Source organism: Pseudoalteromonas luteoviolacea (genome assembly GCF_000814765.1).
GTDB lineage: Bacteria > Pseudomonadota > Gammaproteobacteria > Enterobacterales > Alteromonadaceae > Pseudoalteromonas > Pseudoalteromonas luteoviolacea_H.
This window is the reverse complement of the sequence record NZ_JWIC01000003.1, coordinates 22,474-46,871: the sequence shown is the minus strand read 5'-3', so window position 1 is coordinate 46,871 and position 24,398 is coordinate 22,474. Positions and strand designations below refer to the sequence as shown.

Genomic DNA, 24,398 nt, shown 5'->3' with positions numbered 1-24,398 from the left:
GTCAGTTAAAAACTATCAGTCATTCGATAATAAATTTCTCCATACCTAATTGCAACTTTTAATTTTACAACTTGTAAACAAACTTGTATGAGAGACTGTATTTAATACAACATAGGGTAAAAGCGGGTCTACTTACATAGTAAAGCAGCTTCAATAAGAATAATTACAATATCTTTCGACCAGAAAATGCATGCATCAGGGTCATACCATCTACCAAATCGAGTTCTCCGCCAACTGGCATACCATGAGCGATACGAGAGGCCTTCACATTGGAGTTGTTGCACAGTTCAGCAATATAGTGCGCCGTCGCCTCACCTTCGACAGTTGGATTAGTTGCAAGAATCACTTCCTGAATTTGACCATTTTGAAGGGTTTTTTGTAGTTTATCTAATCCTATTTCTTGCGGACCTATCCCATCTAACGGAGATAAATGGCCCATTAGCACGAAGTATAAGCCAGTATATTGCCCAGTTTGCTCAATCGCCAAGACGTCTGTTGGTGATTCCACTACACATAATAAACCAGTATCCTGACGTTTAACACTCTGACAAATATCGCATACAGGTGTTTCAGAGAAGGTGCGACAAGACTCACAATGCCCAATGTCTTGCATAGCTTGCGTGAGGCAGCTACCTAATTGAGCTCCCCCTTCTCGGTCTCTTTCTAATAAATGAAAAGCGATACGCTGAGCAGACTTAGGACCAATACCAGGTAAGCATCTTAAAGCTTCAACTAAAGCGGCTAGTTTAGGTGATAACTGCATATTTCCTCTAATAGGTGGTAAACACACCAATTACGTTTGTCTAAAACGCGATGATAAGGCATCGCGCGCTTGATTGAAAGGTATCGAGGTAGTGCTAACATCCAATGCACAAAAATCGTCTGATGGCGTCTATTATTTCCCCTTATTTAGCTTTGAGAGACGACTTTTTGATGAGTTAGACCTCAATATAAATGAAACCAATACACCACTGACAAAACCAAATATGTGACTTTCACTGCTTACATTGTCTGAAAAATCAAATAATGTCCCAATAAAATTGATGTTTGCATAGTACGTTGCCAAGGCCAGCGCAAGTAAGCTCAGTACACTCAACAGGTTTCGTTGAAAGAGTGCCACTCCCGCTAAATAACCATAATATCCCATTACAACACCCGAAGCGCCTATATGATTACCGCCAGCCGCAAACAGCCAAACAAATAAACCCGTTAATAAAATAATACCTAAACTTGCAGTCTTAAAGTTTGGTAACCGACTAGCCAAATAGCCACAAATCAATAATCCAATTAGGTTCCCACCTAGGTGGGACCAAGAGTCATGAACAAAAGGTGCCGTAACGATACCAATAAGGTGATGTTGACTATGCGGAATAATGCCTAACCTATCAACTGATAGCCCAATTGTATCTATAAGCATTAGAGCAATCATAATCAAAGATGCATATACAACATATCTAAAATTAGGTGGGAACAGAAAATTGGAAAGGCGCATTACAAGTTATCTTACTATCTGATAGGTATGAAATAATAAAACAGCCCGCGGAATAAGTCTTCAAAATTAATAACAAACACAGATTCCATCGAAAATTTAGAGACAATCAGTCTTAAACTGAACTAGGTCCCAGATGATGTATTCGAGCCTTCACAGATGTAAAAGGTCAAGATAAGTAAGCGCAGGTTATAAGCATCAAATTAGAGCATGGAGGTTGACCCAAGCTAGGTCATTATGATTTCAAGAGATTGCACTCGCAATCAAAACACAGAAATGAAATTGCGGCTCGACTAGATCTAGGGAAGTCCCAAAATGACCACAGCCATACGGCCGCAATTTTAAAAAGGGTTTTAACCCTTAAAATGGCATCTTGAAGCCTGGCGGCATCTGCATTCCACCAGTTACATCAGACATGCGTTTTTGTGTCTCTTCGCCTACACGACGAACAGCATCATTTACCGCAGCTGCAAGTAGATCTTCAATCATGTCTTTGTCGTCTTCCATTAGGCTTTCATCAATTTCTACACGACGAACATTGTGGCTACCAAGCATAGTTACTTTCACAAGACCAGCACCAGCTTCACCAGTTACTTCTAAGCTTTTGATTTCTTCTTGGGCTTTTTCCATGCGCTCTTGCATTTGCTGAGCTTGCTTCATGATATTGCCCATTCCACCTTTAAACATAGTGTACTCTCTTACTTCAATAATTTAATTGGCTAAAAGATAAAGTCTATTGTACTCAATTACAATGCCTTTACCGATTTTTCGTTTACCACTGCATCAAATTCAGCCACCATTGTCTGGATAATAGGATCTGAATTGACGGCATCAACAGCTTCTAAATATCGCTGTTGATCAATATCTTGCTGTATTAAGAATGGCGTTGATTGCACCTGCTCAACAAACTCCATTTGCAGTTCTACCGGCTCACTTAATGTCAATGTAAATGACTGCTGCAATTTATCTCTGAGCATAGGCGAGTCTAAATGCTGCTGGCTTTGCTCTGCCTTTAATACACACACATTGCCCTTTTTCTCGTACATCGCGTGCAAAGCAAATTGCCTAACGCGACCACTTAGGGCCATTTTCTCGATTAAATTTGCCCAGTCGTCTTTTTCATGAGCAAATTTCAAACTACTAATAGGGCTAGTAAAGTTCTCAGGCACAGGCATCTCAATTACATGCTCTTGCTCATCAACTTTTGCAGGAGCCGGTGATAGCTGTTCTAGTAACTCTGGCGCTAGCTTACTTTCGTCTTTTTTAAAGCGTTCTGATATTTCAGGCTTTTTAGTGCGCGCCGTTACAGGTGCATGAGGCCTCGCAGAGATTGGAGCTTGATCCGGTACTCTGGAGTCCGCAGCTGGCAAGCTGTTTGATTTCTGTTGTTCAGGTCGCTGAACATGAGCAGGGACAGGGATAGCTTGAGTATCACTATTCTCCCTACTCGGCTTTTTTGGCGCTTCACTGCCCCCTAATAACTTCCCAGCACCGGATATCTGTCTATTTTGTAGAATTTTTGCAATCGCCGATTGCGCTTGGCCTTGTTTTTGGGCATAGAGTTGGCCTGATGTTGCATTAGCAGATGCTTGAGCGGTGTTTTCAGACAAGCTATCACTCGCCGGCATGGACTCGTTAAAACCCTGTGCTGTCGCTTGCGCCATAATGTCATTATATTGTTGCTCATATTCAGGCGGAGCAGAGTCTGTATTCATTGACACTCTTTGAGAAGCCGCCTCTGTGGGCCTTTGCACTGGTGCACTTTGTTGCGGTGCGTTGTGCACCGGCTCTGCCTGCGGCGCTTGTGCTGATATAGTTTGCGGTGCGTTATGAATCGGCTCTACCTGCGGCGCTGGCATAACTTGCGGTGCGTTATGCATCGGCTCTACCTGCGGCGCTTGCGCTGGCACAGTGTGCGACGTGTTGTGTGTCGGTTCTGCTTGCGGCGCTTGTTCTGGTGCGCTATTTAATGTTTTTTTTTGGTTATTATTTAATATGTCACGCAATGCACCAGCTTTAGACTTTTTTTCTTGCCCTTGATGTAGCGACGCTGCAGGGGCCGGCCCCACTTGAGAAAAGTCAGTGCCTTCAAAAGCGAGCAATCTAAGCATCACCATTTCAAAACCTAATTTAGCATCAGGTGCCCAGCTTAAATCTTTTTTCCCGCTCAATAACAATTGATATAACAACTGCGCTGTTTGTGGCGAAATTTGCTCAGCTAGCGTCTTTACTTGTTGCTGATCAAATTGACCAACATGCGCAGCTTGTGGCACAAGTTGTGTCAATTGAACGATATGCAACAACGCGATGAGGTCATCGATGACACTTACAAAGTTACCATTTTTCAATGCAATATTTTCGATTTCAGCCATCAAAGCACTACCGTCTTGGCAAAGTATTGCACTCATTAACAACATCGCGTGCGCGCTGTCCATCAAACCCAGCATCTGCTGCACTGCTGCTACTGTCAAATGACCATTAGTTTGTGCAATGGCTTGATCTGTCAAACTTAAAGCGTCACGCATACTGCCATCAGCAGCCTTTGCCAAGACACTTAACGCATCATCCTCAAACTGGAAGTTTTCTTTTGGTAAGATCTTGGCCAATTGCTCAACAATTTGACCTTTCGCCATTGCATTTAAATTAAATTGTAAACAACGAGATAAAATCGTTATTGGTAACTTTTGTGGATCCGTTGTGGCCAGTAAAAACTTAACATGCTCTGGAGGTTCTTCTAACGTCTTGAGTAAAGCATTAAAGCTATGCTTAGACAGCATGTGTACTTCGTCGATCAGGTAGACTTTGTAACGCCCTCGCGTTGGCGCATATTGGACGTTATCCAATATCTCTCTCGTGTCTTCAACTTTGGTTCTAGATGCCGCATCAATCTCAATCAGATCAATGAATTTACCCGCCTCTATTTCTTCACACGTACTACATTGTCCGCATGGAGTAGACGATATACCTTCCTCACAATTCAAACTTTTAGCAAAGATCCTAGCAATAGTCGTTTTGCCCACACCACGGGTGCCAGTAAACAAATAAGCATGATGTAATCTCTGCTCATTTAAGGCATTTATCAATGCCTGCTTTACATGTTCCTGCCCCATCATTTCGTGAAATGATTGAGGTCGCCACTTTCTTGCTAAGACCTGATAGCTCATTAATACTACTCGCCGTCGAATTCTACTAATTTTAGAATATTAATACCTAATGCAGCTACTCGCTCTTCACCACCCAATTCTGGCAATGAAATGACAAAAGCAGCATCAGTTGCTTTGCCACCTAGTCGAGAGACTAACTTAGCTGTTGCTTCAATCGTACCACCCGTTGCCAATAAGTCATCTACGAGTAATACTTTATCACCTTCAACCACAGCATCAGTGTGAAGTTCCAGAGTATCCTCTCCATATTCTAATTGGTAAGACTGGCTGATCACTTCTCTTGGCAATTTGCCAGGTTTACGCACAGGAATAAAAGGGATCCCAAGCGCTAACGCAAGCGGTGCACCAAAAATAAACCCGCGAGACTCAGTACCAATGATTTTATCAAATCCTTGGTCTTTATATGCTGCTACAAACGCGTCCATCGTCGCTTGAAATGCTTCAGGGTTTGCAAGTAATGTAGTTACATCTCTAAACATGATGCCAGCTTTCGGGTAATCAGGCACGGTTGCAATGCTATCTTTGATCAAAGACAAGTTTTGTTGTGTCATAATCGTTCGGTTATAAGGTTTATTTTAGAAAGGAGATGATTATAACAAGAAAGGATCGACTTTAAACTGGATTGGACAAAAATCGACGAAAAAACGGCTAAAGGTTCAATAAATGGGCCAAACTCGATGAATAAGTGACCCGTCCATTATGGTCACTACCCAATGGCAATATTATTTAGAAGTTTAGCCACCTAAAGTAGCCCAACCTAGGATCGCATTTAAACACCCAACAACGACAAAAAGCACCACAAAAGCTAAAAAGTACTTTATATTAAATGGATCTTTACGTTCAGAATTAGACATGAGGCTTACCTTTTTAGAAGCCTTGAACCGATATAAGGAAAACAAGGCATTAGCACAAACACTCGCTATTTTAGTGTAAGTCACGCCCTCAATAAAGCTGAATTGTTCTTTTTATCAACAACAATCCCTAGCGCAGTAAATTGCTGAAGTGTTTGCAATGCGCCAGCTGATAATTGCTCAGCACTAAACCCCGGTATCTGCTGAGCTATTTGTGCACTTAGCTGTAAAATACTGACTCCAGGATTTTGTTCGACACTCGCCAATAACAAACTCGTCATCGGGTTAAGTGCTATAAATTTCGTTTCTTCTTCATGGTCTCGGTACACAACAAAACCATAAGGTCCGCCTTCAGGCTCGGTCGGCTGGAAATCCGCTTGGATTTGATGAACAGGAAAATTGTATTGTACACATTGCGTAACACTTGAAAGATACAAGGGATCACTTTCCTCAATACCTTCATCACGAACACAGTCATTTGGATTGCGCTCTAAAATAGATACATTGAGCTCTACCCACTCATAATGTGCCAATTCATACATAAAAGCGGGATCACTCTCTGATGGCTGATACGTGTACTCTAAATAACGGAGAAACTCCTGACTGATCTCCAAAAAGTATGGACTTTTGCAGGTGTGTTGAGCGAAAAACTGCCTCACAAGACTGTGCCATTCACAATGACTGTATAGACTTTTCAATACAGGAAAAGCGGAAGCAATAAACCCCTCTATATTATTAAAAAATAACTCTCTATAAACCTTCATCCTCCGCTCTTCAACATCCGATGGTTTTGCTGCATTATCAGGATCTTTGATGTGTGCCACAAATGAAGCCTGAACTTCTTGAAATGACATTAAGCTATCCCCTTTTGTGCACGTTGAAAGGACGTTTGAGCGTGATGTATTTGGCGTATCTCTTCGAGTAATACCTCATAAGGCGGAATGTTGAAATCACGTTCTAATAGTGTTGGGAAAAGGCCGTGAACTTCATAGGCTTTATGTAATAACTGCCAGACAGGATCACACACATCAGCTCCATGTGTGTCAACGAGCAGATCTTTATCCTCCTCGTAGTGGCCTGCAATATGGCCATATGCAATGCGTTTTGTAGGTAATGCAGATAAAAAAGCGTGTGCATCGTATCCATGATTAATCGAATTTACATAGATATTATTAACATCCAAGAGTAAATCACAATCAGCCTCTTGTAATACTGCCAAAGTAAATTCAAGCTCAGTCATTTCTTGGCCTGGCGCCGCATAATAAGACACATTCTCCACTGCAATGCGCCGTTCCAGTCGCTCTTGAACCTCGGCAATCCGTTTGGCGGTATGCAAAACAGCCTCTTCAGTAAACGGAATGGGCATCAAATCATACATATGCCCATTGCCCGAACAATAGCTGAGGTGCTCGCTGTAACACTTAATTTTATGCTGTTCAAAAAACACTTTTAAGTTAGTAATGAACTCCGTATCAAGTGCATCAGTAGAGCCTAGTGATAATGACAAACCATGACAAACAAAATTATGTTGTTCGGTCAGTTGCGCAAATTGCGCGCCAAACTTCCCTCCCAATGTCATCCAATTCTCTGGTGCAACTTCGTAAAAGTCGACCAAATTAGAGGGGTGTTGCAGTGCATCGTCTAACATCTCTCTGCGCAGACCCAAACCCACGTTGCCAAAAGTTTTATTCATTACCACTACCTTAGTTCTCTTTTCCTATACGATGCTAAACTTAGAGTTAGTGGCTGCCACCACATTTACCTTCGCCGCACTTGCCTTCTTTACTTTTAGCGCCGCCACACTTGCCTTCACCGCACTTACCTTCTTTGCTTTTAGCGCCGCCACACTTGCCTTCGCCACATTTACCTTCTTTGCTTTTAGCGCCGCCACACTTGCCTTCGCCACATTTACCTTCTTTGCTTTTAGCGCCGCCACACTTGCCTTCGCCACATTTACCTTCTTTGCTTTTAGCGCCGCCACACTTGCCTTCGCCACATTTACCTTCTTTATTTTTGGCATCACCGCCACATTTACCTTCACCACATTTACCTTCGCTCGCATCCAACTGATAGCCAGCTGTTAAAACTTCATAAGAAAACGGGTTTGCAGACGCCTCGCCAGAAGCCAATGCCGCAGTGCTCGCAACTGCTGCACTCAAAGTTAGCGCTAGGGAATTTTTCTTTACTGTATTCATAATTATTTCTCTCAATCATTAATTCGGGTTCATTTAATAGACCCTATTACCTAAAAACAAATTTCAAAGTTTTTCTTTTTTGAGTGTAGAGCCACACTTCGTGGGTACTTAGAGTATGAGGAACAGATAAGATTTATATTAATAATTCGCTCCATCTCATATAGAATAGCCCGAATTTTACTTTGGTGCAGTACTGATGAAACTTATATTGGCCCCGATGGAGGGCGTTGTCGACTTTAAAATGCGTGAATTACTTACCGACCTTGGCGGATTTGATCTTTGCGTCACGGAATTTGTGCGTGTTGTTGACCTAACCCTACCAAGAAGAGTTTTCATTCGATATTGCCCAGAGCTTCTTAATGGGGGGCTAACCCGATCAGGCACCCCTGTAAGAATACAGTTATTAGGCCAAGTGCCCCATGTGCTTGCTGCCAATGCTAGAAAGGCCGTTAAGCTCGGTTCACATGGTATTGATTTGAATTTCGGCTGCCCTGCTAAAACCGTCAATAAAAGTAAAGGCGGTGCTGTACTACTTAAAGAGCCAGAACAAATTTATCAAATTATTAAAGCTGTTCGCGAGGCCGTTCCTGAAGACCATGTAGTCAGTGCCAAAATCCGTTTAGGATTTGATGATGATGCCAACAGCAGTGAAATCGTCGATGCAGTTCAGAGTGCGGGGGCATCAAGCTTAGCCATTCACGCAAGAACGAAGCGAGATGGTTATCGACCTCCAGCCTACTGGGAAAAAATCCCTCCCTTATTAGAAAGGTTGAGCATACCTGTTGTTGCTAATGGCGAGATTTGGCAAGTAGATGATGCTATCCGATGTCAGCAACAAAGCCAGTGTCAAGATCTGATGCTGGGCCGCGGCGCCCTGGCTACACCTGATCTTGCAACAAAAATAAAAGCACATGTGAAGGGTCAAACATATAAGCCATTAGACTGGCAAGAAGTGGTTTATCATATTGTTAACTCCTCCATGCACCAAGATGACAATGTCAGCGAAAAGTATTTTTCTGCCAGAACAAAGCAATGGCTTGGCTACTTGAAATTACAATATCCTCAAGCCCACGATTTATTCGAGGAAATTAAACGTCTAAAAGCAAAGTCAGATGTCGTGAATGTATTACAGAAATATGCAAAATCTCCGTCACTTGATTCAAATCATAACATCTAATTGACTCTGCAATAGATAATGGGCATTCAGAGGAGAACCTGCCCATGAATGAAAATCTACTAAAGCAATGCCAAGTAAAATTGAGAGAAGAGCTTGTTCAAACGCGAGCAAGCTTTGTCCAAGATTTAAGAACAAATACGAACCCAGTCATTTTAGAGCTTGCGAAGGAATTAGAAAGTACCTCTCCTTCAGACTGGATTGATAGCATTAATGAAAAAATATGCCCAAGCCAATTTCCCAGTTATCAAAGGCTGGTGCAGATTGAAGCAGCATTATGCCAAATTGATATCGGCCAATTTGGATTTTGCTGCGACTGTGAAAGGGAAATTGAAGATGAACTGTTAGAGCAAGACCCTGCGACACAAAGGTGCGCTCAATGTTATCCAAACAAAGTACCTATAAATGCTTAAGTTGATCTAAAAACGCAAGAATTGTAGCGGGATAAAATACGATACTTTTCAGTAACGCATAGGCTTGCGCTTCATTCAGGTTTAATCTTGTTTGTAACCTATGCATTGCTTGCTGCTGAGACCAAGAAAATGCATGTACACCTAAATCAACCTCTGCTATCAAAGCAACAACATGCAATACATTTCTATCAGTCTGCCCCTTACACTGTCCGATTGTTGTTCGAATATCGATAAAATGATCACGCCAATTAAGCCCCTTAGCGTGCTCACAACCAACATCTAGTAACGCAAGTGCAGTAGGCAGCACAGTCGAAGCAAGAAGCTGTTTATTGGCTGTGATGTCTTTCGGCGCATCTTCTATCACAGTGCTTAGTACACTAGCCAATTCATAAGGTGAATTTACATCACCCGTATAATAATTTAATTTACTTTGATACCACTCGGACCCGTTGGGAAGTTGAGATAAACCGATCCCTGAACGGGTTTTATATTGCTGCAGAAACACCGTAAGTGCTTCTTTCTCATTGCTTTGGTGTTTAGTCGTACTGAGATAGGTGAGCAACTGCGCCCTTTCAATTCTGGAAAGAAGTATGTTGCTTTCTCTTGCACTTACCAACCTAGTTTGAGTTCGCTTAAGCCACGCATCAACTTGTTGAGGGGTAAAATGCTCTAAAGCCTTCTCTACGATGTTAGACTGCATCGGCCAGCCTAAATATCGCTCTGGATAACGCTGTTGGATTGTCAAATAAGTCAGGGTATTTTGATCATTGAGTGTGAGCTGTGCCTTGTCAAGTGAGTTCAATAACGTATTTCGTTGGGCTAAATATAACTCATCATAAGGTAAGACCTGCTCAATACTGGCGTTAGTACTGTCCAACATAAACCAATTGAGTGAGTGGGTTCGCTCCACAAATTGTTTCAAATTAATCTGTTTGTCCGGCTCACCACAAGCGCCTAATAATAGTGCACTTGATAGTACAGCTATCATGCCACTAAGCCTCAACATAATATCTCCATACATATCATTTTTTCTAAATTAATTGGTAATCCGTTGTTCATCTGGATCACAACAACCATCAATGCCTTGTTTAAGATAAAGAAACGAGTCAGCGCCTTGACGTATCGCTCATCAACTTAGAATACGTGTAAATCTAGCCTGCAAGTGTACGCAAATCTATCAAAATAAACATGTTTTGAATCAAACTTTGGAGGGAGCAATAAAAAAGCCCCTTTCGGGGCTTTTAAATTAAAGACTGATGCCTTTACGCTGTGCTTTTTCTTTGATGAAAGACGCCCAGCTGCGAGCAAATCTACGAGTCTTAGGATCTTCTTGAGCCTTAATAATCGCACGATATGCTTGCTTGTACTTTTCTTGATACAGATAAGCTTCTGCTAAGTCAGAGTAGATTGTACCCTTTTTCTTAGAGCCCAGCTCAAGCGCTTTGTTTAAGCGAACAACCGCAGCTGCGTATTGAAGGTCTTGTAGCAATAAGCTACCCGCCTTTCTATACAACTCTGGATCGTTTTCAAACTTAGCTGCTTCTTCATAGTACTTCGCTGCTTTATCAATGTTCTTCGCTTGGTGGAAGTAACTTGCTACCGCAGTCACATTTTGCCTAGTGCGCTCAATGTGTTTGTTTTTGATCGCCTTTTCAAAGGTAATAGCTGCTTTGTAAGGGATCTCATTCAAAGAATAGTAACTACCAAGAATCTTGTAGTGGTTCTCTTTTTCGAAATAGCCTTTTTCATATGCAATTTCCATCACAGTTTGACCTTTACGGTACTGCTCTGTTTGCATATAGAATGAACCTAGCTGAGTCCAAACTTGCTTATCTTCAGGGAAGATTTTAACAAGTGTTTCAGCAACACTAACTGCATTCTTATACTGTTTTAGTTCAAAATATGAACCAATTTTCAGCATGTAGTATGACTTGTTAGGTTCTTCAGTATTTAGGGCAATCGCTTGATCAGCTGGCTCAATTACATCTGCAAACTTTTTAAGCTCATAGTTTGCTTGTGCAATACGACCGTAAACTTTAGCGTCTTGTTCGCCGGTAAAGTCCATCCAGTCATAATAAGCTTTTTTAGCACCTTCATATTGCTCAGTACCTATTAATAGGTCACCAAGTAACTTCAATAGATCTGCGTGATCTTTAAAGTTAAGCACATCAGGCGCTACTGCTTGACGAATATACTTGATAGCCGTCTTATACTCTTCTTTTTGAGCATAAAGGTTACCTAAGTAACGATTAACCGTGGCTTTATCAAAATCATCAGATGCATCGATTTCAAGAAGTAAAGTGATGGCTTCATCCACTTTATCTTCGTTGTAAAGGTCAAATGCTTTAATAACCTTTTTACCAACACGCTCACCCATGACTTTTGTCTTCGCATTTTTGCGCTCTTCGATCTTTGCTGGATCTGGTGCTGCAAATGCTGCGGTGCTTAAAGCACCGCCAGCTAGCGACATCATCAGAGCAAGAGCTGTTGCTTTTGACATCTGCTTCATATCTTACTCCTTAGTCCTGGTTAAGGTTGAAATCAAGTTGAACCTGGATGCCATATTGCTTTTCTGGTTTACCATCAACAATCTTTGGTCTGTACTTCCACTTACGAAGTGCACGTTGCGCTTCACGGTTGAAAATACGCTTTGGTTCAGCTGCGATAACTTTAATATCTTCTACACCACCTAGCTCATTGATTGTAAATTCAAGCTGTACCCAGCCTTCTTTACCATCACGCGCTGCTTGCGGTGGGTATTTAGGTTCAATACGAACGATAGGTGTTGCATCACCATCACGACCGAAATCACCCGGGCCACTTAGACCACCTGCCGTACCACCAATACTGATGCTAGGCATGTTAAAACCGATTGCACCAGCAGCAGGGTTTGATGTCTCTGGCTGTGGCGGCTGCGGCTTAGGCGGCTGCTTTGGCGGTGGAGGAGGTGGAGGCGGTACACGCTTCCTCTCCTGCACGTCTGATTCAGGCGGATTCGACATAATCTCGACTATGATCTCTTCTTTCTGATTGTCTGCCCTTTCAGCTCCACCGGAGATAAGGTAAGACATGAAGAAGAATAAGCCGAAAGTTACTGCCCCACCTGCTAGAAGTGAAAACAGAAATCGAATCATTACTTAGCTCCAGCTATTGAAATCTTCAGTCCGTCATCAGTTGCCTTGATTTGGTCCATTACCTTCACAACAACACCGTGTTTAGCGCCTTTATCCGCTTGGATAATGACAGTTTCAGTTTGTTGTTCAGCTAAAAGATTCTCAAGGTTAGCGCTTACACGCTCAACATCAACTTGACGCTTGTCCATCCAAATCTCACCGTTTTCACGGATAGCGATAAAGATGTTTGCATTTTTCTTAGTTTGAGCCTGTGCAGCTTTTGGCTTTTTAACTTCAATGCCTGCCTCTTTAACAAAAGAGGTAGTTACGATGAAGAAGATCAACATGATGAATACGATGTCAAGCATCGGCGTCATATCTACTGCTGCTTCTTCTTCTTCACGAAAACGCTGTTTACGTGCCATATTTATATCTCTCTCTAGTGATGTGGCAAACTATCGATAAGTTTTTCTTTAGCCATTTTTGCTCTCGCTTCAAGACGAGTGCTAAAGAATACACCTGATAGTGCCGCAACCATTCCAGCCATTGTTGGTATCGTTGCCATTGAAATACCTGACGCCATCAAACGCGGGTTACCGGTACCTTGAGTAGCCATGGTTTCAAATACTGAAATCATACCTGTTACTGTACCTAGTAGACCGATTAATGGACACATTGCAACCAATGTCTTGATAATCAACATACGCTCATCTAATTTTTCAGACGCTTCAGAAACCCATGCTTCACGGATTCTGTGTGCGTACCAAGATGTAGTATCTTGGCGGGCATCCCATCTAGCTACAATCCCCTTATGCATTCTAGGGAACTCAACTAATAGGAACCAATAGCGCTCAATCATTAATACCCACATAAGAAAGAGTGCCATTGCGACAACGAAAAGTACGTCGCCGCCTGTAGCAACAAAATCCCTGATAGATTCCCACGTCTCCACCAGGACTAGCATTATGCTTTCTCCTTCTCCGCGTGCGCAGCAACGATACCCGCGCTTTGCTCGTCAAGAATGTGTAGGATTGATTTACTACGACCAGCCACAATAGCGTGAAGTAGGATTAATGGTAGCGCAGCAATTAGACCAAGTGCTGTAGTAACAAGTGCTAGAGAGATGTTACCTGCCATGATCTTCGGATCACCAGTACCGAATAGAGTGATTGATTCGAACGTCAAGATCATACCAACAACCGTACCTAGTAGACCAAGTAGTGGTGCGATAGCTGCAAGGATCTTGATGATGTTGATACCAGCTTCAATGCGAGGCGTTTCACGTAGAATTGCTTCGTCAAGTTTAAGCTCAAGGTTCTCAACGTCTTGGTTCTTATTATCGTGGTACACTTTCAAGATACGACCAAGTGGGTTGTTGTCACTTGGGTTGTTAGCGTTCTTGATTTGAGATTTGATCTTCGCACCAACAAGCATTAGGTCAACAAAACGAACCAATGCAATAAGCGCACCTAGTGCTAGTAATGCAGTGATGATGTAACCTACTGTGTCACCTTGGTGCCAACGCTCTTCAACACTCGCTTTTTGCGTGTTTAGGCGAAGGATAGCACCACGAGTTGGATCAACTACGAAAGGTACGTAACCAGTTGCTGGTGTATTAAGAAGATCGCCGATAGTCGCAACAACGTTAGAAGCAGGCTGCTTACCTAGAGGAACAATCGCTTTGTTCTCTGCGTCGTATACAACATAACCATCTTGAGTAATTAGGTTGAAGTTACCGATACGAGTAACTGGCTTAACATTGATGTCACCGCTTAGCTCAGCTACTTCAGCTTCGAAAGTAGATGTCTTTGCAGATTCAGTCATTTCAGTTTGGAATGCAATCCAAAGCTCTTCTAGTTCACGTGTAGTTGGTAGTTCTTTAGCTGCTGCTAGAGAACGAAGTACTTCAGCACGTCCTGGCTTTTCAGCACTTACGATTGACGCTTCGATTGAACCGATAGCATCTGCTGCTGAACGACGTACAACACCGAACATCTCACCAAGAGTACCCTGTGCGTTTACTAGCTCAGTTTCTTTCTCAGCAAGTGTAACTTCGTTTTGCTTGAATTGTTTGTTAAGACGCTCGCCACGTGCTTTTTCAGCAGCTAGGTCACGCTTAGCTTTGTTAAGAAGAGCTTGCTTGTCAGCGCGCTCAGACAAGAACTCTTGCTCACGAGCTTTGTTAATTTTACCTTCAGAAATACGGTTCTGTTTAACTTGCTCAAGGATCTTATCTAGTGCTTCCGTGTTTGCATGTGCATTCAACGCGGCACCAGCAGAAACTGTTAATGCTGCAGCAACTGCAAAACCTTTAAATAGTTTCTTCATGTTTTATTACTCCGCGCCAAAAATAGGAAGTTTAACTAGTTCAGGGGCAGCCTGACCACGTGCGATACGGATCATGTCTTTAACAGGCTTTAGGTACTCTTCACCTAGCGCTTGCCACTGCTTTGCAGTGTTGTCCCAAACCCATGCATTCTTTTGATCGAATGATTGAGCAACGTATGCAATACGACCTAAACGTGCGAAGTCAACGTTGATATTTTTACCGTTGATTTCCAGTGAACCTTGAGATGCAGTCATTGCAGTACCATACGCAGTTTCAACTGTGTATGCTTCAAGCACCTGACGGTATTTCTCTGAAGTGGTTACTTTTGCGTTAGAAAGTGTTTCGCGAAGTCTTTCAACACGCTCTAAACGCTTTTCTGTATCAAACGGGACGTCCGCTTTGATGAATTGCTCGAGTGTATCAATCATGCGATACATCAAAGGCACAACGTCTTGCTTAGTTTTATCAACTGTTGCGATCTGACGCTCTAGAGACTCAATATTTGCATTTTGGTCCGCTACCAAACGTGCAACGTGGTCGTTGTATACTTTTAGAAGCTCTGTTTCATCTACAGTCGTGCGATAATCGGCAATCATTTCGATTGACTGACCGTAAATTTTATCAACTTTTTCTTGAGACTTTTGAGCAGCCTTTTGAGTTTGCTGACCTACTTTCTGTATGTCATTCAAAGGATCTGCCATCACATTGCTGCTTGCAAATGCTGCTGCGCCAAATAACGCTGAAGCTACAAGACTCTTTCTGATTTTAACAGACATAGTTCCCAACCAATTAAGTAATGTTACTTTTATAATTTTTGCACTCTATTAGAGAAGAGTACCCCGGATACCTTTTTAGAAGTATCAACCGTGCAATAATGCTAAATGCATTTGCCCATGTCAACTTCATGTTCAAAACTAATTTTGCGACGGTGCTACTAATAAATTGAAATAAAACATTGCATTAACAACAAAACAAAGAAAAAAAACTTAAATCACTTACTTTTCATACACAAAGCAACTTAATTAACAATTTATTACAGTTAAAAATTAACCAACTATCGCTTCTTAATGTATCTAAATATACAAGATTGGCTTTAAATTTCATTGCTTTAGAGTATTTATGACGCAAAAAAGAATTGCATATAACACAATATTATCAACTAATAAAACTTTTTTTACGCTGTAAATGCGCACATAATGCAATGATCTGAACAGAAAACTCATTCAAAAACAGTGATAAATGATAACCATCAAGCAGTCCATGGTGTACCTCTATAGATACAGATAATCTATTTTCTTCTTTATTAAATTTACCAAAAATCACTTTAGGTATGCCTAAATTATCCCCAGAGTGCCGAGCATGCTTAAAACCATATACCTCAAACCAAGGTAAAATGGATACATATACTTGATCGACAGCACCACTTTGTGACAAAAAATCTTCGTTCAACAATGACTGCGTTAAACCTTTTTGCTTTTTAGTATTGTTTTTTGTAACAAATTCATCAATTGATTCTGCGTTATCTAATAAAATAAATCTGAAAGTTTTATCACTGGCTAAAAATGTACTACTGATTGCAACTTCATTCAATTCTACTGGCTTACCCTCAACGATGCGATAACGCATAAAGTCACACACTTGAAGTGTTCTACTCAAACAATAAAGATAACAATCAGAAAATGGCAAACCCACCGCCGCAGAGTCCGCATATAAAGAATGGGTATCAATTGATGTGACGACATTAAAATTTGGGTCTTCAAAATGCTGATAAAATTTAAAGTGCTCAGCACGTTCCCAAGTGGAGAGATTTATTTCTTTCATAGAACAACAACAAAAAAAGGGCGATATACGCCCTTCATTATAGCCTTAATATGATTCTATCAAAGACCGTTTTCAATGATTTCTTGTGCAAGCTCATCAGCAATGATGTGCGTTGACTTTTGTTCTTCGTCAGAGCGCTTAAAAATTTCAGCTAACGTATCGTAAATACCTTCAACGTGCTTAGTAGATTGCGCTTCGTCATACCCTTCAGGTTTTGTTTCATAATATACGTTGATGATACCACCAGCATTAATCACGTAATCCGGAGCGTATAACACGCCTTTTTCACGAAGTACGTCGCCATGCCTAGGTTCAGCTAGCTGATTGTTTGCACAACCTGCGATGATTGAAGCTTTGATACGTGGGATCGTTTCATCATTCACTGTCGCACCCAGTGCACAAGGTGCATACACATCAACATCTAGGTCATAGATTTCATCGATTGCGACCGCTGTTGCACCAAAGTCATTGACAACACGTGCCACTGATTCTTCATTGATATCAGTCACAAATAACTCTGCACCCGCTTCATGTAAATACTTACATAAAGTGTATGCAACCGCACCTAAACCCTGAACAGATACTTTTATACCAGATAAATCTTGGTGACCAAACTTATGTTGATAGGCTGCTTTAATACCTAGAAATGTACCTAATGCAGTAAATGGCGACGGGTTACCACTTTTTCCCTCAAGACCTAATACATAGTTGGTCTCTTTGTGCATGACCATTACATCACCGGTTGTGATATTAACATCTTCAGCAGAGTAATAGCTTCCACCTAATCTTTCTAAGTGCTTACCAAAGGCTCTAAAAAGTGCTTCAGACTTAACCGTTTTTGCATCACCAATGATTACTGATTTACCGCCACCAAATGGTAAACGTGCAACGGCATTTTTATAAGTCATACCTTTTGATAAACGTAATACGTCATAAACTGCATCTTGGTCTTCTGCATAGTCCCACAGACGACAACCACCTACAGCTGGACCTAGTTTGGTACTATGGACTGCGATAATCGCTTTTAAGCCCGACTCTTTATCTGAGCAAAACACAACTTGCTCATGGTTATCAAATTCAACTTGGTTAAATACAGCCACTTTGATTATTCTCCGATTTTTGTCTGACCTGGTCAGATAGCGCTGAAATTGCGCCTGACTCTATCATTAACTATTTAGGCAATCCAGCAAATGAGATGATCTAAGCTAACATACGCAGCAACACACATAAACAATCCAAACAATATAAAAATAAAGACTAAAAGATTTATTTAATGGCAAAATAAAAACATGATTAATTAAAAATATCTTTATTTTTTATAGTATCTGTTTACGTAAACGTAAAGCAAAGTACGCCTGTAAGTATAAATTTACATTTTGGACATTACAAAGATATTACCCATAAAAGTTACAGCTCAAAAAGCACCCGAATTTCAATTTCAATGATGCTTTAACTGCCTTCTGTACAAAATAAAGACAAAAAAAACGGACTCTAAAGAGTCCGCATTTTAATTCTTTATGTCAGTTAGCTTAGCTTTGCATCAAGCTCTTCTATCTTTGCTTTCCAAATAGCAGGACCTTGTGTATGCGCATTGGCACCTTCACTATCGACTGCAACCGTTACTGGCATATCTTCTACTTCAAACTCGTAAATCGCTTCCATACCTAAATCTTCAAAAGCAACAACACGGGACTTCTTAATCGCCTTTGCAACTAAGTATGCCGCACCACCTACTGCCATTAGATAAACAGCTTTGTTCTGCTTAATTGATTCAACGGTTGCAGGACCACGCTCCGCCTTACCAATCATACCGACAAGACCTGTTTTTTCTAACATCAAGTCGGTAAACTTATCCATACGAGTTGACGTCGTTGGGCCTGCAGGACCTACTACTTCATCACCCACGGCATCAACAGGACCAACGTAGTAAATAAATTTATTAGTAAAGTCGACACCTTCCGGCAGACCTTCTCCAGAATTAATCATTTCTTGCAGACGCTTATGAGCGGCATCACGACCAGTTAAAATTTTACCGGATAGCAACACAGTTTCACCCATCTTCCAATCTTGAATGTCAGCTTTAGTCAACGTGTCTAAATTTACACGACGCGTGTCTTCACCCACTTCCCACGTTACTTCTGGCCAATCTTCTAGTTTTGGAGCTTTAAGATCTGCAGGACCAGACCCATCCAGTGTGAAATGTACGTGACGAGTAGCCGCACAGTTCGGGATCATTACAACTGGCTTTGATGCCGCATGTGTTGGTGCAGTTTTGATTTTCACATCAACAACAGTCGTCAGACCACCGAGACCTTGTGCACCAATACCTAACTTGTTTGCTCTTTCAAAAATTTCTAAGCGTAGCTTTTCTTCAGCAGTCTCAGCGCCACGCTCTTGAAGATCGTGAATATCAACAGGATCCATTAATGATTCTTTAGCCAATACTGCTGCTTTTTCAGCAGTACCACCAATACCAATCCCTATCATGCCCGGTGGACACCAACCAGCACCCATTGTCGGTAGCGTCTTCTCAACCCACGCAGCAACATCATCAGATGGGTTTAGCATTGCCATCTTAGTTTTATTTTCAGAGCCGCCACCTTTAGCTGCTATCATTACTTCGACTTCAGCACCCGGCACTAAGTCTACATGTACAACCGATGGTGTATTGTCCTTGGTGTTTTTACGACTACCAGCTGGATCAGCTACAATTGATGCACGAAGTGGGTTATCTGGGTTTGTGTATGCGCGGCGAGTACCTTCGTCAACCATCTGCTGCACTGTTAAATCGGTTTTATCCCACTTAACGTCCATACCTACTTTAACGAAACATGTAACAATGCCTGTATCCTGACAAAGTGGGCGCTTACCTTCTGCTGACATACGTGAGTTTATAAGGATCTGTGCAATGGCGTCTTTAGCCGCCTTGCTTTGCTCATTGTTGTACGCTTTCTCTAGCGCTTGTACAAAATCAAGTGGATGGTAGAAAGAAATATATTGTAACGCATCTTCAATGCTATCAATAAAGTCTTGTTGACGGATAATACTCATGACGGTTCCTTTAGTAACCATTATCTTTATACAAATGGTGTGTTCTTAGTAAGTCGAAAAATGTTCACTCCACCACACAATTCAGTTAAGCGCAAAATGATTTTATGCCCCCATTTTGCCAAAACTCAGGACATTGTCATTGTGGTTATGAGTTATCACTTCTCGACTCTATAGATTCATTTCTAATTATGATAACCTCCTCGCCCGTTTCGGGCTAGTTTTCAGGGTCAAGTAAATGATAAATGCACAGAATAAATGCATTGCCGTTGACATTTCACTCTCTACGGTTGAAGTTTTCGAGAAAATTTCAGCGCAACAATACGCTATTCTTCTAGATTCCAGTGACGCCACACATGTAAATAGTCGTTTCGATATTATTAGTTATGCACCGGCGCGTGTACTAGAAGCCAAAAACGGACATGTTTTTTTAGATGGTCTCGTTCAAAAACACAGTGTTTTTAAAATTTTACATCAAGAATTGGAAAAACTGTGCCCTTCACGAAATGAGGATGTGCCTTTCTGTGGTGGTTGGCTTGGTTATTTTGGGTATGACTTAGGACGCTACATTGAGTCAATACCGCAAAATGCCGCAGCAGACATTCCATTGCCAGATACGGTTGTTGGTTTATACCTTGATGCTTTAATTTTCGATAACAAACAGGACCAGTGGTATTACGTATCTCAGCCACATGTTGATCGCCTTGGTGACTACCTTAAGCTCATCGAGACACCGAGTGCAGTGTCACACCAGTTTAAATTGCAAAGCGATTGGCAATCGAATATGAGTGAACAGCAATACCATACCAAGTTTCAGCGTATCCAAGATTATTTGCGTTCAGGAGATTGTTACCAAATTAATCTTGCGCAGCGTTTTAGTGCCATCTACCAAGGCTCCCCTTGGGCTGCTTACAAAAAGCTGAGACAACAAAACAGAGCCCCCTTTTCAGCTTATTATAATTTAGGTGAAAATGCGGCGATTGTTTCTGTTTCGCCTGAACGTTTTATCTCCGTCCGCCAAAGGCTAGTTGAAACAAAACCAATCAAAGGCACACTACCCCGCCTATCAGATATCGCAGCAGACCAACTTCAGGCTGAAACGTTACAAAATAGCAATAAAGACCGTGCCGAAAATGTCATGATTGTAGATTTGCTGCGTAACGATTTGGGTAAAGTTGCTAAGCCTGGATCTGTCACCGTTCCTAAGCTATTTGCAATAGAGAGCTTCCCAGCAGTACATCATTTAGTCAGTACTGTCACGAGTGAGTTAGCAGCGGGATGCAGCGCTGTAGACCAGTTGGAAGCTGCGTTTCCTGGCGGCTCTATCACCGGCGCACCAAAAATCAGAGCGATGGAAATCATAGAAGAACTTGAACCACATCGTAGAAGTGCGTACTGTGGTTCTATGGGTTATCTCAGTGCTTGCGGCGATATGGATACTTCTATCACTATCCGTACATTGGTGTGCGAAAACAACCGTATTCATTGTTGGGCTGGCGGTGGCATTGTCGCGGACTCGCAAGTAGACGCTGAGTATCAAGAAACGTATCACAAGGTCAATAAGATTTTACCTGTATTGCAATGAAGCTTGAACACGTAATCAGTCGCTTTAGACTCTCTCCACTTTCTGCTTCCCGCTGTGTAACACAGGGAGTAGAAAGTGCAGTATTGGTCCCACTCATTGATATAGACAATGGCGCGCACATATTGCTGTGTAAACGACACGCCAAATTAAGGTCGCATCCAAGTCAAATATGTTTTCCCGGTGGAAAAGTGGAGCATGGTGATCACTCCGCCGTTGACACAGCCTTAAGAGAAACTTTTGAGGAAATCAATTTAAGTCGCTCCCATATTAGTGCACTGGGGCAACTTCCAATCCATAGCACCTTGAGTGGATTTCATATTACTCCCATTGTTGCAAGAGTTCAGAAATATGCAACTTGGGAACATCAAAGTAATGAAGTAGACAGCGTATTTACCATACCTTTAAGTGCCCTTATGGACCCTTATCAATGGCAAAGTTACCCCTGTCGATATCGTGGCAAGCCCATAAATATCAACGGATTCATGACTTCTCATGGTCTTTTATGGGGCGCGACAGCAAGCATTATAAAAAAATTAACTAGCACACTCTCTTAATCTCATTACAATTGTCAATTTTCCATCCTATAACGGGTTACTTCTGCAATAATTAACGTTATTATGTGCGCCCGTTCAGAGGCAATGATGAGTAAATTTTATGATTAGTGCATTCGATATGTTTAGCATCGGTATTGGGCCATCGTCTTCCCATACTGTTGGTCCAATGCGCGCTTCGCGTCTTTTTGTCAAAGATTTACAAGATAGTAAATTAATTGATGACGTCACTTCTGTAAAAGTTGAACTGTTTGGTTCCCTTGGACAAACAGGTATTGGCCATGGCTCAGGTAAAGCTGTGATATTAGGTCTTGCTGGTCACGATCCTGAAACGATCGATGCTGACCTTGTTCCCGAAATACTCGAAAAAATTGAACAAGACCAAGTGATATACCTAGACCAACAGCACAAAGCTGATTTTCCAAAACAAGGCGCAGTTGTTTTTCATCGCCGTAAAACACTACCTAAGCACTCTAATGCCATGGAAATCCAAGCTTACAAGGGTGATGAGCTCATACACAGTCAAATTTACTATTCAATTGGTGGTGGCTTTATTGTGACCGACCAAGATTTTGAAGCTGAAAAACAAGCAGCGATTGATGTACGCGAACAAAACCCAGCGCCTTATTTATTCGATACTGCAGAACAGCTACTTCAAATTTGTAAAGAAACAGGATTAAGTGTCTCTGCATTGATGATGGCGAATGAAAAAACACTACGCAGTGAAACTGAGATCAAAGATGAGCTCTTTAATATCTGGCAGGTAATGAAAGCGTGTATCGAGCGCGGTATGCGTACCGAGGGGATCCTGCCAGGTGGTTTAAAGGTAAAGCGTCGAGCACCTAGCTTATATTTAAAGCTGAATGTAGAGAATAGTAACGACCCGCTTCGTGCTATGGACTGGGTCGACCTATTCGCATTGGCTGTCAATGAAGAGAATGCAGCCGGCGGTCGCGTTGTAACAGCGCCGACTAATGGTGCCGCAGGTATTTTGCCTTCCGTACTTATGTATTATCACACATTCATCAAAGAGGTCGATGTGGAGATTGCAACTAAGTACTTACTCACAGCAGCAGCCATCGGTATTCTTTATAAAAAGAATGCCTCTATTTCAGGTGCCGAAGTAGGATGTCAGGGCGAAGTTGGTGTTGCATGCTCTATGGCTGCAGGCGCATTAACTGAAATTATGGGTGGTAACGTCGTCCATGTTGAAAATGCTGCCGAAATTGGCATGGAACATAATTTAGGGCTTACCTGCGATCCAGTCGGTGGACTTGTGCAAGTGCCATGTATAGAACGAAATGCCATGGGCGCTGTAAAAGCGATTAATGCATCAAGGCTTGCATTAAGAGGAACCGGAGAGCAAAAAGTATCGCTCGATAAAGTAATTAAAACCATGCTCGACACTGGTAATGACATGAAAACCAAATACAAAGAGACGGCCCGTGGCGGTCTCGCTGTAAATATTATCGAGTGTTAAAACAAAAAACCCAACACATGTTGGGTTTTCTACTTCAACCGCGTAAAACGGTTTTTACTTCACTGGCAGTGTCACATTTGAAAAGAGCGCGTCTACATCATCTTGATTTCTCATCAAGCTCGCTTTTTCAACCACATCTTTTGTTAAATGCGGAGCAAATCGCTCTATGAAATCATACATGTAGCCACGTAAGAAGCTGCCTTTTCTAAAGCCAATTTTAGTTGTACTTGCCTCAAACAAATGACTTGCATCAATACATACTAAGTCTTTATCAGCAATGTCATCAACTGCCATTGTCGCCAGCACACCTACACCCAAGCCCAATCTGACATAGGTTTTAATGACATCAGCATCTGTCGCAGTAAACACAATATGCGGCTCGAGGCCATGTGCATTGAACGCTTTGTCCAGCTCTGAACGACCAGTAAAGCCAAACACATAAGTGATCAATGGATATTTCGCAACATCTTGTACAGTGATGTTCTTACCCAGCTGTGCTAACGGATGATCCTTAGTAACGACAATACTTCTATTCCAGTGATAGCATGGCAACATAATTAGATCGCCATATAAGTGCAATGCTTCAGTTGCAATCGCAAAATCTGCATCCCCTCTGGCCGCGGCATCAGAAATTTGCTGAGGTGTGCCTTGATGCATATGCAATGATACAGCAGGGTATTTTTGCATAAATCCTTGAATGACTGGCGGCAAAGCATAACGCGCTTGCGTGTGCGTGGTCGCTATGTTCAACTTACCTTGATCAGGTAAAGTATGTTCATTTGCAACCGCTTTTATCCCCTCTACTTTTGAAAGGATCTCTCTGGCAATATTGATTATTTCATTGCCGGCACTGGTGACATGAGTTAGGTGCTTACCACTACGACCAAATATCTGCACACCCAATTCATCTTCTAGCATACGTACTTGTTTTGAAATACCTGGCTGGGAAGTATACAAACTCTCAGCAGTGGCAGATACATTCAAATTATGATTAAGTACTTCAACTATGTATTTCAATTGTTGTAGTTTCATAACATTGTTTATTTTTTTAGTTGTTATCCAATAAAAGACTTGGTTTACGCTGAACGCCGAGTCGGATCTTTTGTAAGACTAGCATAGTTATTGACAGCCTGATAGTTATTGTAACATTTACGCAATCATATAAGAAAAACGAATTAGAAACGT

24 protein-coding genes are annotated in these 24,398 nt (G+C 41.7%); 5 read left to right on the top strand and 19 right to left on the bottom strand.

What is annotated here, in order from left to right; translation table 11 throughout:
• Nucleotides 1-163: 163 nt before the first annotated feature.
• From recR to JF50_RS01560, 8 genes are all read right to left on the bottom strand, one after another.
• Nucleotides 164-763, bottom strand: a complete 600-nt coding sequence (gene recR / locus JF50_RS01595) for a recombination mediator RecR (RefSeq protein WP_039607772.1) — start codon at nt 761-763, stop codon at nt 164-166.
• Between the two features lie 132 nt (nt 764-895).
• Nucleotides 896-1,417 (bottom strand): rhomboid family intramembrane serine protease, encoded by a 522-nt coding sequence (locus JF50_RS01590; protein ID WP_235423385.1) that lies wholly within the window; start codon nt 1,415-1,417, stop codon nt 896-898.
• Nucleotides 1,418-1,849: 432 nt separating this feature from the next.
• The gene (locus JF50_RS01585; RefSeq protein ID WP_039607771.1) at nt 1,850-2,176 is read right to left on the bottom strand and encodes a YbaB/EbfC family nucleoid-associated protein; all 327 of its coding nucleotides are present in this window, start codon (nt 2,174-2,176) and stop codon (nt 1,850-1,852) included.
• Nucleotides 2,177-2,235: 59 nt separating this feature from the next.
• A complete protein-coding gene (gene dnaX / locus JF50_RS01580) occupies nt 2,236-4,653 on the bottom strand; it encodes a DNA polymerase III subunit gamma/tau (RefSeq protein WP_039607770.1) in 2,418 nt (805 codons plus the stop codon).
• A gap of 5 nt (nt 4,654-4,658) precedes the next feature.
• Nucleotides 4,659-5,204 (bottom strand): adenine phosphoribosyltransferase, encoded by a 546-nt coding sequence (gene apt, locus JF50_RS01575; RefSeq protein ID WP_039607769.1) that lies wholly within the window; start codon nt 5,202-5,204, stop codon nt 4,659-4,661.
• 383 nt (nt 5,205-5,587) lie between these two features.
• Nucleotides 5,588-6,358 carry a DNA-binding domain-containing protein gene (locus JF50_RS01570; RefSeq protein ID WP_039607768.1) on the bottom strand — a complete coding sequence of 257 codons (771 nt, stop codon included), beginning with the start codon at nt 6,356-6,358 and terminating at the stop codon, nt 5,588-5,590.
• Nucleotides 6,358-7,197 carry a DUF692 domain-containing protein gene (locus JF50_RS01565; RefSeq protein WP_039607767.1) on the bottom strand — a complete coding sequence of 280 codons (840 nt, stop codon included), beginning with the start codon at nt 7,195-7,197 and terminating at the stop codon, nt 6,358-6,360. Before JF50_RS01565 ends, JF50_RS01570 begins: the two co-directional genes overlap by 1 nt.
• A 46-nt stretch (nt 7,198-7,243) precedes the next feature.
• Nucleotides 7,244-7,699 carry a hypothetical protein gene (locus tag JF50_RS01560; RefSeq protein WP_039607766.1) on the bottom strand — a complete coding sequence of 152 codons (456 nt, stop codon included), beginning with the start codon at nt 7,697-7,699 and terminating at the stop codon, nt 7,244-7,246.
• Between the two features lie 196 nt (nt 7,700-7,895).
• Between JF50_RS01560 and JF50_RS01555 the strand changes: the two genes are divergently transcribed.
• Complete coding sequence (locus JF50_RS01555; protein WP_039607765.1) at nt 7,896-8,876, top strand: tRNA-dihydrouridine synthase; 981 nt, start codon at nt 7,896-7,898, stop codon at nt 8,874-8,876.
• A 44-nt stretch (nt 8,877-8,920) separates the two neighbouring features.
• Nucleotides 8,921-9,286 (top strand): TraR/DksA family transcriptional regulator, encoded by a 366-nt coding sequence (locus JF50_RS01550; RefSeq protein ID WP_039607764.1) that lies wholly within the window; start codon nt 8,921-8,923, stop codon nt 9,284-9,286.
• Here the strand turns inward: JF50_RS01550 and JF50_RS01545 are convergent.
• The 10 genes from JF50_RS01545 to JF50_RS01500 form a co-directional block, all read right to left on the bottom strand.
• Complete coding sequence (locus tag JF50_RS01545) at nt 9,273-10,292, bottom strand: hypothetical protein (protein WP_052262085.1); 1,020 nt, start codon at nt 10,290-10,292, stop codon at nt 9,273-9,275. The genes JF50_RS01550 and JF50_RS01545 overlap by 14 nt on opposite strands.
• 240 nt (nt 10,293-10,532) lie before the next feature.
• Entirely contained in the window at nt 10,533-11,795 is a 1,263-nt protein-coding gene (locus JF50_RS01540) for a tetratricopeptide repeat protein (RefSeq protein WP_039607763.1), read from the bottom strand.
• 10 nt (nt 11,796-11,805) lie between these two features.
• The gene (locus JF50_RS01535; protein WP_039607762.1) at nt 11,806-12,420 is read right to left on the bottom strand and encodes an energy transducer TonB; all 615 of its coding nucleotides are present in this window, start codon (nt 12,418-12,420) and stop codon (nt 11,806-11,808) included.
• The gene (locus JF50_RS01530) at nt 12,420-12,824 is read right to left on the bottom strand and encodes an ExbD/TolR family protein (RefSeq protein ID WP_023402250.1); all 405 of its coding nucleotides are present in this window, start codon (nt 12,822-12,824) and stop codon (nt 12,420-12,422) included. The genes JF50_RS01535 and JF50_RS01530 overlap by 1 nt, the downstream gene beginning before the upstream one ends.
• Before the next feature lie 14 nt (nt 12,825-12,838).
• Nucleotides 12,839-13,363, bottom strand: coding sequence for a MotA/TolQ/ExbB proton channel family protein (locus JF50_RS01525; RefSeq protein ID WP_039607761.1), 525 nt, complete (start codon nt 13,361-13,363; stop codon nt 12,839-12,841).
• Nucleotides 13,363-14,727, bottom strand: a complete 1,365-nt coding sequence (locus JF50_RS01520; RefSeq protein WP_039607760.1) for a MotA/TolQ/ExbB proton channel family protein — start codon at nt 14,725-14,727, stop codon at nt 13,363-13,365. Before JF50_RS01520 ends, JF50_RS01525 begins: the two co-directional genes overlap by 1 nt.
• A gap of 6 nt (nt 14,728-14,733) precedes the next feature.
• Nucleotides 14,734-15,504: a DUF3450 domain-containing protein gene (locus tag JF50_RS01515; RefSeq protein ID WP_039607759.1), complete on the bottom strand. Its 771-nt coding sequence runs from the start codon at nt 15,502-15,504 to the stop codon at nt 14,734-14,736.
• A gap of 379 nt (nt 15,505-15,883) precedes the next feature.
• On the bottom strand, nt 15,884-16,549 hold the full coding sequence (locus JF50_RS01510; protein ID WP_052262084.1) for a CatA-like O-acetyltransferase: 666 nt from the start codon (nt 16,547-16,549) through the stop codon (nt 15,884-15,886).
• Nucleotides 16,550-16,608: 59 nt separating this feature from the next.
• Complete coding sequence (locus JF50_RS01505) at nt 16,609-17,649, bottom strand: Leu/Phe/Val dehydrogenase (protein ID WP_039607758.1); 1,041 nt, start codon at nt 17,647-17,649, stop codon at nt 16,609-16,611.
• 424 nt (nt 17,650-18,073) lie between these two features.
• Nucleotides 18,074-19,600 (bottom strand): fumarate hydratase, encoded by a 1,527-nt coding sequence (locus JF50_RS01500; RefSeq protein WP_039607757.1) that lies wholly within the window; start codon nt 19,598-19,600, stop codon nt 18,074-18,076.
• Nucleotides 19,601-19,835: 235 nt separating this feature from the next.
• Here JF50_RS01500 and pabB point away from each other — a divergent pair, with 235 nt between their 5' ends.
• The 3 genes from pabB (at nt 19,836) to JF50_RS01485 (ending at nt 23,213) form a co-directional block, all read left to right on the top strand.
• Nucleotides 19,836-21,182: an aminodeoxychorismate synthase component I gene (gene pabB, locus JF50_RS01495; protein ID WP_039607756.1), complete on the top strand. Its 1,347-nt coding sequence runs from the start codon at nt 19,836-19,838 to the stop codon at nt 21,180-21,182.
• Entirely contained in the window at nt 21,179-21,736 is a 558-nt protein-coding gene (locus JF50_RS01490) for an NUDIX hydrolase (RefSeq protein ID WP_039607755.1), read from the top strand. Before pabB ends, JF50_RS01490 begins: the two co-directional genes overlap by 4 nt.
• Nucleotides 21,737-21,836: 100 nt before the next feature.
• Nucleotides 21,837-23,213, top strand: a complete 1,377-nt coding sequence (locus JF50_RS01485; RefSeq protein WP_039607754.1) for an L-serine ammonia-lyase — start codon at nt 21,837-21,839, stop codon at nt 23,211-23,213.
• A gap of 54 nt (nt 23,214-23,267) precedes the next feature.
• Here JF50_RS01485 and cysB read toward each other — a convergent pair whose 3' ends face one another.
• Nucleotides 23,268-24,245, bottom strand: a complete 978-nt coding sequence (cysB, locus tag JF50_RS01480) for an HTH-type transcriptional regulator CysB (protein WP_039607753.1) — start codon at nt 24,243-24,245, stop codon at nt 23,268-23,270.
• Nucleotides 24,246-24,398 lie beyond the last annotated feature (153 nt).